This window comes from Rhizobium sp. 18065 (assembly GCF_902706095.1).
Classification (GTDB): Bacteria; Pseudomonadota; Alphaproteobacteria; order Rhizobiales; family Rhizobiaceae; genus Allorhizobium.
Window position 1 is genome coordinate 24,916 of sequence record NZ_CACSJP010000008.1, and the last position, 12,994, is coordinate 37,909.

A 12,994-nucleotide genomic window follows, 5' to 3' on the forward strand; every position below is an offset into this window, starting at 1 on the left:
TGCCGCATTAACCCGATGTTCACCGCGTTCACCGGCAAGCTCACCGCAATCCCATCTCGATAACCGAATATTGCCAATCGGCGACTAGCCTGTTCCCCAGTATCGGTCGGGACGGGAGACAGCGCGTGCATGCATTGCGGCCAGAGACAACGGCAGGGACTGCGGCAGTAGCGGAGGCCGGTGTGGCCAACGCAGCCCCTCTGCGTCTGACGCTCAGCGTGCACAATTCGATGTCCACCGTCGAGCGCGACTGGCGGCTCCTCGAAGCGGATCCGCGCAATTCCCTGCATCAGGGCTATGACTGGTGTTCGGCGTGGGTGAAAACCCATGGCCATCCTCTCGCCATCGTCGAGGGTCGCATCGATGGCGTGCTGGCGTTTCTGCTGCCCCTGGAGATCCAGCGACTGCACATGGTCCGCTGCGCCCAATTCATCGCCACGCGCTTCACCAATTTCAACAGCGGCATTTTCTCTGCCGATTTCCGCGCGAAAGCTGCCGCCTTGCCGTCAGCCGAGATCGCAGCTGAAATCGCGGGCGCTCTGCGCGCAGCGCTGTCCGACCGGGCGGATCTGATCAGCCTCGGCAACATACCGCTTGAATGGCGCGGCGAACGCCATCCTCTTGCCGATCTCGCGACAGTCGAAAACCAGAACCATGCTTTCCAGCTGCCGCTGGGCGCGGACATGGAGCAGACCATCGCACCGCTCAATGCCAAGCGGCGGCGCAAGAAATATCGCGTGCAGATCCGTAAAATGGAGAGTGCGGGCGGCTTTGAACATGTCCAGGCACGATCAGCACGCGACAAGGCGGAACTGCTTGAGCTGTTCTTCGTCCAGAAGGCTGCCCGGTTCAAGGCCTTTGGCCTGCCGAATGTGTTTCAGGCGCCTGAGACCCAAGCCTTCTTTCATCTGCTTCTCGAACTCGACCGCGGTGGCTCGGATGTTCCGCTCGAATTGCATGCCATTCGGCTGAAGGGTGAACACGATGGCAAGATTGCCGCCATTGCCGGTCTTTCGCGCAAGGGCGATCATGTCATCTGCCAGTTCGGCTCCATCGACGACACGCTGGTTCCGGAGGCAAGCCCCGGTGAATTGCTGTTCTGGCTGGTGATCGAGCGCAGTTGTCGCAATGGTGCTGCACTGTTTGATTTCGGCGTGGGAGACCAGGATTACAAGCGAAGCTGGTGTACCCAGGAGACCGTGCATCACGACATCCTGATGCCACTGACATCAACCGGCCGCCTCGCCGCGTTGGCACAGCGCGGCGTGACGCGAACCAAGGCGGCGATCAAGGGAAATGCGCATCTCTATGGCCTGCTCCAACGTCTGCGCGCGCAGGCGACGACAGCCCCGGGCAAATCCGCGGATGCCGACGATTGAACATACGCCTGATCAAGCCGCGTTGCGGTCACGATCATCGGGCCCGGGCAAGCTTGCCGCCATCAACACAAGATCCGAATAGCCGGCGCTTTCGAAGGCTGCCATGATTTCGGCCAGCTCTTCCGGATTGGGCTCCGGGGCCGACAGAATGATTTCATGCGTGCCGCTGCGGCTCAGGCGTGCAACGCCGTCGGCATTGGCCGGACCACATTCGACCACGACCATGTCATAGGCATCTGCGAGCGCATCGACGATCATCGACAGGCGATCCGCACCACGCATGGCCTGGCGAATGTCGGAATTTCCCTGCGGGATGATGTCGGCACCGGACAGTCGATCCGGATGGATCGTGTCGGCAAAGGCTGCGTCACCACACAGGAGATCGGTAACGCCCGGCAGATCGGCATCGGACGCCATCAGCAGCGTCGGGCAGGCAGACCCTGTCATGTCGACCAGCACCACCCGGACGCCACGGCTGGAAAGTTCGCGCGCCAGGAGGACCGTACCCGCGGAGCCGTCGTCGCCGGATGGCGATATGGCAAAAGCGATCCGGGTCTGTTCTTCCATGAGATAGGTCGCAACGGCGGAGACGGAAAACTCGTCTTCGTCATCAGGGGCGCCTGGTTCTTCCACGTATTCCGGTTCATCTCGATCCGGGCTTTCCGGCTGGAAATCAAGGGTTTGCTCCATCTGATAGGCCAGATCATCGTCGGCTTGCGCTTCGATCTGGCTTGCGGCCGTTTCAGCCGGGATCGGCGACAGAACAGACTGCCGGTCGACCAGCTGCGGCTCGCTGTTATCGTCACGCTCGCGGTTGTCTGCCAAGCTGCCGCTCGGGCGCAAGGCGCGACCGCTGAAGAGTTCCAGCATCATCACCAGAACCGCACTCAGGATGAGCGTCGCCATAGATGCGACGATGGTGATCGGGATAACCTTGGGAAAATTCTGCTCGGAAGGCTCGATGGCGCCCGAGACGACACGCGCATCGGCCGGGCTCGCGTCCTTACCGAGACGGGTGGAGGCTTCGCGATAGCGGGCGAGATAGGTTTCGAGCAACTGACGCTGGGCCGTTGCCTCCCGCTCAAGGGCCATCAGGCCCACTTCGTCCTCGCCGGCGCGGGCACTGTCGGCCTTGACCGTGTTCAACTGGGCGATCAACTGGGTTTCACGCTCACGCGCAACCGCTGCGTCATTTTCGAGGCTTGCCGCGATCTTGGACGATTCGGCGGCAATCTGCTCGCGGATGCCGGAAAGCTGCGCGCGCAACGCCTTCATCTGCGGATGACCATCCAGCAACGTGGTCGACAGGTCGGCGATCTGGCCGCGGATCTGTGATTCCGTCGTCTTCAGCCTCTGGACCGATTCCGATCCGGCGACGGTATCCAGGGTATCGGTCGGCCTGCCGCTTTTCAGGGCCGCCAGGACGTTCTGCGCCTTGGCTTCCGCATCGGCACGTTCGCCACGGACGCGCGCCAGTTCGGACGAAATATCCGAGAGCTGCTTGGAACTGAAGGATGACGAGTCGGCGCCCAGCGGCATCAGCCCGGCGGAGGAACGGTATTCGGCGACCTTCTGCTCGGCATCACGCACCTTCTCGCGCAGATTGGCGATCTCGGTCTCCAACCAGCGGGCGGCGTCGGAATTGCTGTCGAGTTTGGCGCCACTTTGCAGCTGGCGGTAGACATCGATGATCGCGTTGGGCACAGCGGCGGCCAGTGCTGGATCCTTCGAGGTGAATTCGATGCCGATCACGCGCGATTTTTCAACCTGGTAGACCTGCAGCTTTTCCTTGAACGCCCTCAGCACTCTTTGTTCCGGCGGGAGTTCAAGCGGGTTCTTCTTCAGCCCGAACAGCACGAGAAAGTCAGAAATCGCGGATGGTCTGGTATCGGGATCGAACTCTTCGCGTTCATAGAGTTTCAGATCGCGGGCAACCTGCTTCATCAGATCGACCGACTGCAGAAGCTGGACCTGGCTGACGATATTGAGTTCATCCGACAGTGGTTCGCTGGTGGTCGAGGCGGAACCTGGTGACAGGAAAGTCGGCTGCCGCGGCTCGATCAGAATGCGTGCATCGGCCTCGTAAGTCGGATCCATCAGGCTTGCGCCGACGAAGGCAAGCGCGCCGGTGAGCGCCGTCGCGGCAAGGATCCTGCCCTTCCGTGACCAGACGGCACGGAAAAGCTGCGCGAGATCGATATCCACGTCCTGATGACCGTTGCCCAAACTCGACATGCCCAACTCCCGGTACAAATTCAGCGCGAAAGTAAAGGAACATGGTAACTCAACCGTTAATATGTGCATCCGCCATGCACGCCGGCCGAGACAGAGCAAGCAAACGGCAAATTTCTTTACCCGGTGTTAACCCTAACCGATTGATAACGAGGCATCGAATTCTGAAAGATCGGGAGCGCGTAGGCGCATGGCAAGGGCTGGTACAAACGGGATATTGTTGCTCGCGGCAGCAGTTCTGTCGGCAGGACTGGCAGGTTGCGCGGGCTATCGCCCTGCACCGAAGGTCTTTCATGAGGCAACAATTCAACCTTACCGACTGGACAGTGGCGACCGTTTGCGCGTCACCGTTTTCGAGCAGCCCAGCCTCAGCAACACCTATACAGTCGATCAGGCCGGTTACATCGCCTTCCCGCTGGTCGGCCAGGTGCCGGCGCGCGGCTCTTCACTGACACAACTCGAAGGTGCGGTGGCGCAGAAACTCAAACAGGGTTACCTGCGTGATCCAGACGTCACGATCGAGATCGACCGGTACCGCTCGATCTTCGTCATGGGCGAAGTCGGACAGGCGGGGCAATATGCCTATGTGCCGGGCATGACCATCCTCAATGCCATTGCTGTTTCCGGCGGCTTTTCCAGCCGTGCGAACCAGCAGGATGTCGATGTCACGCGCAAGATCAACGGCCAGATCCTGACCGGCCGCGTGCCGATCACCGATCCCATACTCGCTGGCGACACAGTCTATGTTCGCGAGCGGCTGTTCTGATTTATGCAGCAGACAGGGTCACTTCGCATCATTCATTGTTTCAGGTCGCCGATCGGGGGAATTTTCCGCCATGTCCGCGATCTTGCCGAATACCATAGCCGTGCGGGTCATCAGGTTGGCATCGTCTGCGACAGTTCCACCGGTAGCGAACACGAAGACAAGCTGTTCGAGCAGATCTCCCCCTATCTTTCGCTTGGCCTGACGCGAATACCCATTCGCCGGTCCATCAGTCCCGGCGATCTCTCTGCGTTGATCAAAAGTTACAAGAAAATCGAGGAATTGCAGCCGGATATCCTGCATGGACACGGCGCCAAAGGCGGTGTGCTCGCGCGGATCATCGGCTCAGCCCTGCGGGTGAAAAAGTATCGCGTTTCCCGCTTCTATTCGCCCCATGGGGGCAGCCTGCATTTTTCAGGCGCGAAGATCTCCGGCAAGGCCGTGTTTGCCATCGAGCGGGTGCTTGAACACATGACGGAGGCGATTTCCTTCGTCTGCGACTACGAGCGCAATGCTTACGAGGCGAAGATCGGCAAACCCCGTTGTGATTCCGCGCGCATCTACAATGGCATCAGTGATGGCGATTTCGAGCCGATCCCGACCGGTACCGACGGGGTGGATTTGCTCTATGTCGGCATGCTGCGCGACCTGAAGGGTCCAGACGTCTTCATCGACGCCTTCGCCCAGGCGGAAAAACTGGTCGGTCGTCCGCTGAAAGGACTGGTCGTCGGAGACGGTCCCGACAAGGCAAAATACGAGCGCATGCTGGAGCAGAACGGGCTTTCGGGCCGTGTCTCCATGCTGCCCGCCATGCCGGTCAAACAGGCCTTTGCGAAATCAGAAATCATCGTCGTGCCGTCGAGGGCAGAGGCGATGCCCTATATTGTGCTGGAGGCCCTGGCCGCCGAAAAAACCGTGATCGCATCACGCGTCGGCGGCATACCGGAGGTTCTGGGACAAGCCAGCGAGGCGCTGGTCGAGCCCGGCAATGCTGCGGCATTGGCCAGCACCATGGCAAAGGCACTGCTCACACCCGGGTGGGGCCGCGACACCATGCCAAGACGAGACCAGTTCCAGTCGCGGTTTTCCGCATCGGTGATGGCGCAGGAACTCGAGGGTCTCTACCACAGACACTTGATCGTCTCTTAACTGCAGCCGTTCCCTCTGTGCCAAATCGACACAGAATCTTCGGTTCTCGCCCTAGAAGCTCAAGCGTTTCTTAGGACCTTGCTGCTAGCCTTCGCGCACACACATGCGAGAGCGAGCAATGAACAAGGTTGATAAGCCAGACGCATTCGACCTCGGTGCCATGCGCCAGAAGGCGAGCCAGGCGGCCACAGATCCTGACACGTCCAGCGGGCCAACGGAGCCGGTGGAAATCAGTGCCTTGGCACGGCAGATCGCCGGTCAGTACAGTGACGTCAACTATTCTCCGACGATCATAATCGGCCAACTGCGGTTTCTCGAATTTTTCAGCCTGTTCGCCATCGCGCTTGCGGCCAACTTTTTCTTCGCGCTGGCGCCCTACGACCACCTCATGAGTTCGGCCATCAACGGTTTTGTCAGTACGGCGCTGGCTCTGGTGCTGATGCAGGCAGCCGACTGCTACGATGTTTCCATACTGCGGACACCGATGCGGTTCATGGGCCGGGTGCTGGCCAGCTGGATGGCGGCGGTCGCCATGACCGCATTGGTCAACCTGCTGTTCTTCGCCAACGACGCCCATTACCGGATGGTGCTGGCGGCATGTTTCCTGCTTGGTGCGGCCTATCTGTTCATTGAACGCAACCTGATCGGCTTTGCCATCCGTCGCTGGACGCGCAACGGCGTCATGGAGCGCCGTGCCGTGATCATCGGCGGCGGCAAGCCGGCCAAGGACCTGATCCGGGCGCTGGAACAGCAGCCGGAAAACGACATTCGCATTTGCGGCATTTTTGACGACCGAAACGCGCAACGCTCGCCGGATGTGATCGCCGGATATCCGAAGCTGGGAACGGTGGCCGAACTGGTCGAGTTCGCCCGGCTCGCCCATATCGACATGCTGATCATTTCGCTGCCGCTCAGCGCTGAAGCGCGCATCATGCAACTGCTGAAAATGCTCTGGGTATTGCCCGTCGATATTCGCCTGGCGGCCCATTCGAACAATCTGCGCTTTCGCCCGCGTGCCTATTCGCATGTCGGCGCGGTGCCGCTGCTCGACATTCTCGACAAGCCGATCCGCGACTGGGATTCTGTGGCGAAACGGGCATTCGACATCTTTTTCAGCCTTCTCGCTCTCGCGCTGCTCTGGCCGGTGTTCATCGGCGCGGCAATTGCCGTGAAGTTGAACTCGAAGGGCCCGGTCTTCTTTGTCCAGAAGCGCCACGGTTTCAACAACGAGATCATCAACGTCCTCAAGTTCCGGTCGATGTATACCGAGATGAGCGACCCGACGGCACGCAATGCGGTGACCAAGAACGATCCGCGCGTCACCTCCGTCGGCCGGGTCATCCGCAAGACGTCGATCGACGAATTGCCGCAGATCTTCAACGTTCTGCGCGGTGACCTGTCCCTCGTCGGCCCTCGCCCGCATGCCATTCTCGGCCAGACGCGCGACAAGCTCTATGGCGACGTCGTCGAGGGCTATTTCGCCCGTCACCGCGTCAAACCGGGCGTGACCGGCTGGGCGCAGATCAACGGATGGCGCGGCGAGATCGATACCGACGACAAGATCAAGTTCCGCACGGCCTATGACCTCTACTATATTGAAAACTGGTCGCTGCTTTTCGATCTGAAGATCCTGTTCCTGACCCCGATCCGTCTGCTCAATACGGAAAACGCCTATTGACCTCGATTGCCGCCCACCAGCCGGTCCCCTTCAGGCCGCAGGCAGCGGCCGTCCAGATCGTCGCGTCATGGCTGATTGCCTTCGGTGTCTTCCTGTCCGGCTTCGTCATCTCCGAACCGGCCCCCTATGAAATGCTAATGGTCGTGCAGGTGGCGCTGTGGTTCCTGCTCGGGCTGAAGATCTCGCGCGCCGTGGCTCCGCTGCTCGCCCTGCTGCTGACGTTCAATGTCGGCGGCATGCTGTCGCTGACCGTGCTGCGCGATATCGTGACAGACCAGGTTCTCTATGTCGCCGTATCGATCTTCCTGGCCATTACCGCCGTCTTCTATGCCGCGATCATCGAAGATCGCCATCAGCGGCTGAAACTGATCTTCCAGGCCTGGGTGGCTGCGGCCGTGATCACCGGCATGCTCGGCATCCTTGGCTATTTCCATGCCTTTCCGGGCGCCGAGATCTTTACCCGCTACGACCGAGCCATGGGCGCCTTCCAGGATCCGAACGTGTTCGGGCCGTTTCTGGTCGCGCCGACGCTTTACCTGATGTATGGCCTGCTGACCGGGCGTCTGGTTGATGCCCCCTTGCGCATTATCGGCATATTGATCATCGCCTTTGCCGTCTTCCTCTCATTTTCCCGCGCGGCCTGGGGCCTGTTCCTGTTTTCGGCGCTGGCGCTTGTCTTCATCATGCTCCTCAAGGAACGCACCAATGCGTTCCGCCTGAAGATCCTGATGCTGTCGCTTGCAGCCGTCGCGATGATCGTGCTTGCGCTGGTCATTGCCCTGCAGTTCGAAAAGGTTCGCGACCTCTTCCTTGCCCGTACCCAACTGGTTCAGGACTATGATGGGGGGCATCTCGGCCGCTTCGCCCGCCACCGGCTCGGCTTCGAAATGGCGATGGAGCGGCCATTCGGTATCGGTCCGATGATGTTCAGCAAGATCTTCCCGGAAGACGAACACAATATATGGCTGAAGTCGCTGATGACCTATGGCTGGCTCGGCTTCGTGTCCTATGTGACGATGATCCTGTTGACCTTCTGGATGGGCTTCCGATACCTGCTGCGCGACCGGCCGTGGCAGCCGTATCTGATGATGTCCTGGATCGTACTGGTTGGACACATGCTGATCGGCAATGTCATCGACACCGATCACTGGCGGCATTTCTATCTCGTTCTCGGCATCGTCTGGGGATGTGGCGCGCTGGAATGGCGCCATCAGCGGCAGATCCGGCAAGACGCAGCCTGATCGCGTTGCGGTGATCAATAATCTCAGAGAAGATTTGATTCCTGCGCCATCTGCGCCATATTCTCTGTCATGATCTCAGCTGCTCAAATCCGCGCCGCCCGCGCCCTTATCGACCTGACGATAGACAAGCTGTCGGCAGCCAGTGGCGTTTCGGCGCTCCAGATCCTGCAGATCGAAACCGAGCGCGCCTATGATGCCGGCCCGGATGCCTATGCACAGCTCCGGGAAGCGCTGGAAGAGATGGGCATTGCATTCCTCGACGCCGGGCAAGGTGGTGAAGGGGGCGAAGGCATCCGCCTTTCCCGCCGTCCGCACGAGGTCGATGGCATCCGCCCGGAAAACCTCAACGCCACCAACGACGATTAATTTTGCCGTTTCATGGAACAAAACATTGTTCCATCGCTTACCTGCCTGAACGACACAGACAGGAGAAATTCATGAATCGAAGCAACGGTCTCTACCTCATCATCGGTGCACTCGTCGTGGCCGTGGTCGGCCTTGGTGCCTACGTCTACCGCGAGGAAAGCAAGCCACAGGGCGTGGAACTTCGCATCGGGGAAAATGGCGTTTCGGTGGAAGAGAACTGATCGATATGCGGTGTTCTACACCGGCTTGATGAAGCTTCGATAGAACTGCACGGGGGCGCTGATGGCGCCCTCAAGCATGTAAGGCTGGCGCTCGGTCGTGCCGGCCCGTCGGGTAATCGGCAGCCCATGGTCAAGCCCGTCAATCATGCGGAACTCGACCAGCACCCTGCCCTGTCGATCCTTCCAGACGAGCGACTTGCCGGTGGCCGTCACCACTTCGACCCCGTCCTGTTCCTCCAGACCATACAGATCAAGCCACTGGGCAAGGCTCGCGCGTGCATTGACCGGGGCAACCACATGGTCGGCACTGCCGTGCCATATCGATACCGCCGGCTGCGCCTGTGTGTCCGGGCGAACCTGCCGGATCAGATCACCCCAGTCGGCCGCACTGCGGTTGGCACCCGATTTCATCACCGACAGAGCCGTCATCGCGTCGCGGGCAGCGCCATAAGGCAGACCGCCGACGATCTGGCCTGCTGCGAACAGATCCGGATAGGTGGACAGCAAGGCGGCGGTCATTGCACCGCCTGCCGACAGACCCTGGATAAAAATGCGATCCGGCGCGATACCGTGACGATCGGCTGAATGCTCGATCATCTGGCGGATCGACATCAACTCGCCGCGATCCCTGGCAACGGCGCTTGGACGGAACCAGTTGAAACAGAGGTTCTGGTTGTTCTGCTTGGTTTGCTCCGGATAAAGCAGGACAAAGCCCTTTTCTCGCGCCATCCGGCTCCAGCCGCTGGCGTGGTCGAACCCTTGAGCGGTCTGCAGGCAACCGTGCAACACGACCACAAGCGCACCGCGCTCTGTTTTGGCGGAGGGTACGAATTCCAGCATGCGCAGCCGGCCCGGATTGTGGCCGAAGGAATGAACCTCCAACAGCCCCGAACGGCTTGCCCGCGCACGCGCAGGCTTCACACGCGCAGGCTTGGGCACATCAACCGTCGGCAGCGTACGCATCGCGGCAGTGAGTTTCTTGCCCCACTTGCGCTGCTCCCGCAGAATCGATGATAGCGGCATAGGGATCTTGAAGCGCATCAGGCTCTCACTCTCTGTCAGTCTCTATATCGCATATAATGCTGCATTGCAGCAAACATAGGATCGGAGATGAGAAAAGTTTAACCTGACGGGCAGAGCCCGTACTTCTGTCTGTGGATGAATTGGAAAACTACTGGGATATCAAGGATTAAATGGTCGGGGCGGCCGGATTTGAACCGACGACCCCTTGACCCCCAGTCAAGTGCGCTACCGGGCTGCGCTACGCCCCGACCCGCCATAAAGGCAAGTTTCCTTTAGACAGTCAGTCGGAGCGGTGCAAGGGGAAACTCTGAAAGAGCAGAAAAAATCATATTCCCGCTCCTCAATTCTGCTTAGCCCGCTCTTCACTTCAGTCTGGCCATCAGGGCCTGGACCTCGAGCAGACGGCGGCGATCCTCCTGATCCTCGCTGTCGATCGCGTAACATGTGCTGTCCATGCAGAATCGCGTCACCTTGAGCGGTTGGGAGTCCGGATCGAACTGGCATTCGATCTCCTCGTCAACCTCGGTGTCTTTCGCATCCAGGTTGGTCGAATATGTGAGCCTGGCACCCGGCGGGCTCAGTTCGGGGAAGGACTGGACCACGCCGATTTTCAGGTCCTTCACCATGAGCATGCTCTTCGCAACAAATATGCAGGCCTCTTCAACCGTCTTCGGTGCCGGCCCGGGGGACTGGGCAAAGACCGGAGCAACGAGACCCGAAGAGGCAAGGAGAGTTGCAGCGAAAAGGGTGAATTTCATGGTTCCTCGCATGTGACGATAAAGATCGTAAACGAGGAAAGGACGGGGATGTTCCATCGCGCGCCAGCGAACGGCCGCTCACCTGATCACGGCGCCTTTATCTTACCTGATCGAGCAGCCGCTTGCATTCGAGCAGGTCGAACAGCGCCTCCTGCAGCAGTGCGCGGTCTTCCTTGCCGATCGCGCCCTTGCCGACGCTGATTTCCGACGCATCGTCGCTGCCGCTGCCAAAGCCGAAGAAGCGACCGCTTGCGCGGATCTTCGGACGGCCGACGAGTTGATCCTCGTCCAGACCACCGCCAAGCTTGGGGTCATCGCCCTTGGCAGCACTTGCGGCAACCAGTGCTTCCATAGTTGCGACGTCACCGGTCGCGACAGCCATGACAAACTTGTTGCCATTGGTCTTTAGAAGCTTCTGCACGCCCTTGATCGTATACCCCTGATCGTAGAGCAGGTTGCGGATGCCCTTCAGCAACTCGACATCATCGGGACGGTAGTATCGCCGGCCACCACCGCGCTTCAGCGGCTTGATCTGGGGAAAGCGGGTTTCCCAGAAACGCAATACATGCTGCGGCAGATCGAGATCATCAGCCACTTCGCTGATGGTGCGGAAAGCATCAGGGCTCTTGTCCAATTGCATTTCACCGCTCCTCATGCGCCGGGCTCTTCGCCGCGCACATCGCTGCGCATTTCAATATTTTGTCGCAACGGCCTCAACCGTTGCGTGATTGCGGGCAAAATACAGCGCCGCTTTTTGTTCAGGCGGCCGGATTAGCCGGCTTCTGCTTGGCCTTGCGGGAAATATGGGCACGCAGGATACGCTGTTTCAGGACGTTCGACGCCTTGAAGGTCATAACGCGGCGTGGGGAGATCGGAACCTCCTCGCCGGTCTTCGGATTGCGACCGATACGCTCGTTCTTGCTGCGCACCTGAAAGGTGGCAAAGGACGAAAGCTTGACCATTTCGCCGCGCACGATCGCATTGCAGATTTCGTCGATCACCGTTTCGACAAGCTCAGCCGATTCGGTGCGTGACAGTCCTACTTTCCGGAAGACCGATTCAGCCAAATCCGCACGCGTCACTGTCTTCCCGGCCATAGTTCTCGCCCGCCTAAATCAATGATCTTGTTGAATTCCGTAAAGACTATTGTCCTTAACGGCGACGGTCAAGCGCTTGTTGATGCGCATTTTTTGGCATTGGCCTACCAGCGCAGCATGACGGCGCCCCAGGTGAAGCCGCCGCCCATCGCTTCGAGCATCACGAGGTCGCCCTGCTTGATGCGTCCGTCACCGGCCGCCGTTGCCAGTGCGAGTGGTATCGAGGCCGCCGAGGTGTTGCCGTGAAGATCAACCGTGATCACGACCTTCTCGGACGGGATGCCCAATTTCTTCGCAGAAGCGTCGATGATGCGCTTGTTGGCCTGGTGGGGAACCAGCCAGTCGATATCGTCGGCGGTCGTGCCGGTGGCATGAAACGCTGCCTCGATCACATCGGTGATCATGCCAACGGCATGCTTGAAGACCTCGCGGCCCTCCATGCGCAGATGGCCGACGGTACCGGTTGTCGACGGACCGCCATCGACATAGAGCTTTTCACGATGGACGCCATCCGAGCGCAGATTGGCGGTCAGCACACCGCGGTCCGCAGTCGACCCCACCCCTTCCGCCGCTTCCAGCACAATGGCGCCAGCGCCGTCGCCGAAGAGAACGCAGGTGGTGCGGTCATGCCAGTCGAGGATGCGGGAGAATGTTTCCGCGCCGATCACGAGGACACGCTTGGCCATGCCACCGCGGATGTAGAGGTCGGCGGTCGACAGCGCGTAGATGAAACCCGAACAGACCGCCTGCACGTCGAAGGCGAAGCCGTGGTGCATGCCCAGACGGTTCTGGATGTTCACCGCCGTTGCCGGGAACGTGTTGTCCGGCGTGGAGGTGGCACAGATGATGAGGTCGATATCGGCCGAGGTCAGGCCAGCGCGATCAAGTGCCGCCTGTGCGGCAGCGGCACCCAGCGATGCAGTGGTCTCACCCTCACCGGCGATGTAACGCTGGCGAATGCCCGTGCGCTGCACGATCCATTCGTCAGACGTCTCGACCAAATCTTCAAGCTCGCCATTGGTCATCACCCGCTTCGGGAGCGACGCTCCGAAACCGCGAACAACAGAACGAATCATTATGTTTCCTA

The 12,994-nt window shown here is 59.8% G+C and carries 13 protein-coding genes and 1 tRNA gene; 7 read left to right on the top strand and 7 right to left on the bottom strand.

Annotated features, from left to right (window positions below; all coding sequences use genetic code 11):
* Positions 1-182: 182 nt before the first annotated feature.
* Positions 183-1,379, top strand: a complete 1,197-nt coding sequence (locus tag GVK95_RS18285; RefSeq protein WP_244618813.1) for a GNAT family N-acetyltransferase — start codon at positions 183-185, stop codon at positions 1,377-1,379.
* Positions 1,380-1,391: 12 nt separating this feature from the next.
* Here the strand turns inward: GVK95_RS18285 and GVK95_RS18290 are convergent, their stop codons facing one another.
* On the bottom strand, positions 1,392-3,614 hold the full coding sequence (locus GVK95_RS18290; RefSeq protein ID WP_159952146.1) for an exopolysaccharide transport family protein: 2,223 nt from the start codon (positions 3,612-3,614) through the stop codon (positions 1,392-1,394).
* A gap of 187 nt (positions 3,615-3,801) precedes the next feature.
* Here GVK95_RS18290 and GVK95_RS18295 point away from each other — a divergent pair, with 187 nt between their 5' ends.
* From GVK95_RS18295 to GVK95_RS25065, 6 genes are all read left to right on the top strand, one after another.
* Positions 3,802-4,377 carry a polysaccharide biosynthesis/export family protein gene (locus GVK95_RS18295; protein ID WP_159952147.1) on the top strand — a complete coding sequence of 192 codons (576 nt, stop codon included), beginning with the start codon at positions 3,802-3,804 and terminating at the stop codon, positions 4,375-4,377.
* A gap of 3 nt (positions 4,378-4,380) precedes the next feature.
* A complete protein-coding gene (locus GVK95_RS18300; protein ID WP_159952148.1) occupies positions 4,381-5,523 on the top strand; it encodes a glycosyltransferase family 4 protein in 1,143 nt (380 codons plus the stop codon).
* 118 nt (positions 5,524-5,641) lie between these two features.
* Positions 5,642-7,201: an undecaprenyl-phosphate glucose phosphotransferase gene (locus tag GVK95_RS18305; RefSeq protein WP_159952149.1), complete on the top strand. Its 1,560-nt coding sequence runs from the start codon at positions 5,642-5,644 to the stop codon at positions 7,199-7,201.
* Positions 7,198-8,442: an O-antigen ligase family protein gene (locus GVK95_RS18310; protein ID WP_159952150.1), complete on the top strand. Its 1,245-nt coding sequence runs from the start codon at positions 7,198-7,200 to the stop codon at positions 8,440-8,442. The genes GVK95_RS18305 and GVK95_RS18310 overlap by 4 nt, the downstream gene beginning before the upstream one ends.
* A gap of 69 nt (positions 8,443-8,511) precedes the next feature.
* Positions 8,512-8,808 (top strand): hypothetical protein, encoded by a 297-nt coding sequence (locus GVK95_RS18315; RefSeq protein ID WP_159952151.1) that lies wholly within the window; start codon positions 8,512-8,514, stop codon positions 8,806-8,808.
* Positions 8,809-8,879: 71 nt separating this feature from the next.
* The gene (locus tag GVK95_RS25065) at positions 8,880-9,029 is read left to right on the top strand and encodes a hypothetical protein (RefSeq protein ID WP_007598321.1); all 150 of its coding nucleotides are present in this window, start codon (positions 8,880-8,882) and stop codon (positions 9,027-9,029) included.
* A gap of 15 nt (positions 9,030-9,044) precedes the next feature.
* Here GVK95_RS25065 and GVK95_RS18320 read toward each other — a convergent pair whose 3' ends face one another.
* The 6 genes from GVK95_RS18320 to GVK95_RS18345 form a co-directional block, all read right to left on the bottom strand.
* On the bottom strand, positions 9,045-10,070 hold the full coding sequence (locus GVK95_RS18320) for a PHB depolymerase family esterase (RefSeq protein ID WP_159952152.1): 1,026 nt from the start codon (positions 10,068-10,070) through the stop codon (positions 9,045-9,047).
* A 153-nt stretch (positions 10,071-10,223) separates the two neighbouring features.
* Positions 10,224-10,300 (bottom strand) — tRNA-Pro (locus tag GVK95_RS18325).
* 114 nt (positions 10,301-10,414) lie between these two features.
* Positions 10,415-10,810: a hypothetical protein gene (locus GVK95_RS18330; protein WP_159952153.1), complete on the bottom strand. Its 396-nt coding sequence runs from the start codon at positions 10,808-10,810 to the stop codon at positions 10,415-10,417.
* Between the two features lie 97 nt (positions 10,811-10,907).
* The gene (locus GVK95_RS18335; protein WP_159952286.1) at positions 10,908-11,444 is read right to left on the bottom strand and encodes a MerR family transcriptional regulator; all 537 of its coding nucleotides are present in this window, start codon (positions 11,442-11,444) and stop codon (positions 10,908-10,910) included.
* 124 nt (positions 11,445-11,568) lie between these two features.
* Positions 11,569-11,907: an integration host factor subunit alpha gene (locus GVK95_RS18340; protein ID WP_007600004.1), complete on the bottom strand. Its 339-nt coding sequence runs from the start codon at positions 11,905-11,907 to the stop codon at positions 11,569-11,571.
* 104 nt (positions 11,908-12,011) lie between these two features.
* A complete protein-coding gene (locus tag GVK95_RS18345; RefSeq protein ID WP_159952154.1) occupies positions 12,012-12,983 on the bottom strand; it encodes a beta-ketoacyl-ACP synthase III in 972 nt (323 codons plus the stop codon).
* Positions 12,984-12,994: the final 11 nt, after the last annotated feature.

Bases quoted from the DNA above. Each gene is read 5' to 3' on its own strand.
- GVK95_RS18315 (WP_159952151.1), top strand. From the start codon at position 8,512: ATGATCTCAGCTGCTCAAATCCGCGCCGCCCGCGCCCTTATCGACCTG.
- GVK95_RS18345 (WP_159952154.1), bottom strand. From the start codon at position 12,983: ATGATTCGTTCTGTTGTTCGCGGTTTCGGAGCGTCGCTCCCGAAGCGG.
- GVK95_RS18290 (WP_159952146.1), bottom strand. From the start codon at position 3,614: ATGTCGAGTTTGGGCAACGGTCATCAGGACGTGGATATCGATCTCGCG.
- GVK95_RS18330 (WP_159952153.1), bottom strand. From the start codon at position 10,810: ATGAAATTCACCCTTTTCGCTGCAACTCTCCTTGCCTCTTCGGGTCTC.
- GVK95_RS18295 (WP_159952147.1), top strand. From the start codon at position 3,802: ATGGCAAGGGCTGGTACAAACGGGATATTGTTGCTCGCGGCAGCAGTT.
- GVK95_RS25065 (WP_007598321.1), top strand. From the start codon at position 8,880: ATGAATCGAAGCAACGGTCTCTACCTCATCATCGGTGCACTCGTCGTG.
- GVK95_RS18305 (WP_159952149.1), top strand. From the start codon at position 5,642: ATGAACAAGGTTGATAAGCCAGACGCATTCGACCTCGGTGCCATGCGC.
- GVK95_RS18340 (WP_007600004.1), bottom strand. From the start codon at position 11,907: ATGGCCGGGAAGACAGTGACGCGTGCGGATTTGGCTGAATCGGTCTTC.
- GVK95_RS18320 (WP_159952152.1), bottom strand. From the start codon at position 10,070: ATGCGCTTCAAGATCCCTATGCCGCTATCATCGATTCTGCGGGAGCAG.
- GVK95_RS18300 (WP_159952148.1), top strand. From the start codon at position 4,381: ATGCAGCAGACAGGGTCACTTCGCATCATTCATTGTTTCAGGTCGCCG.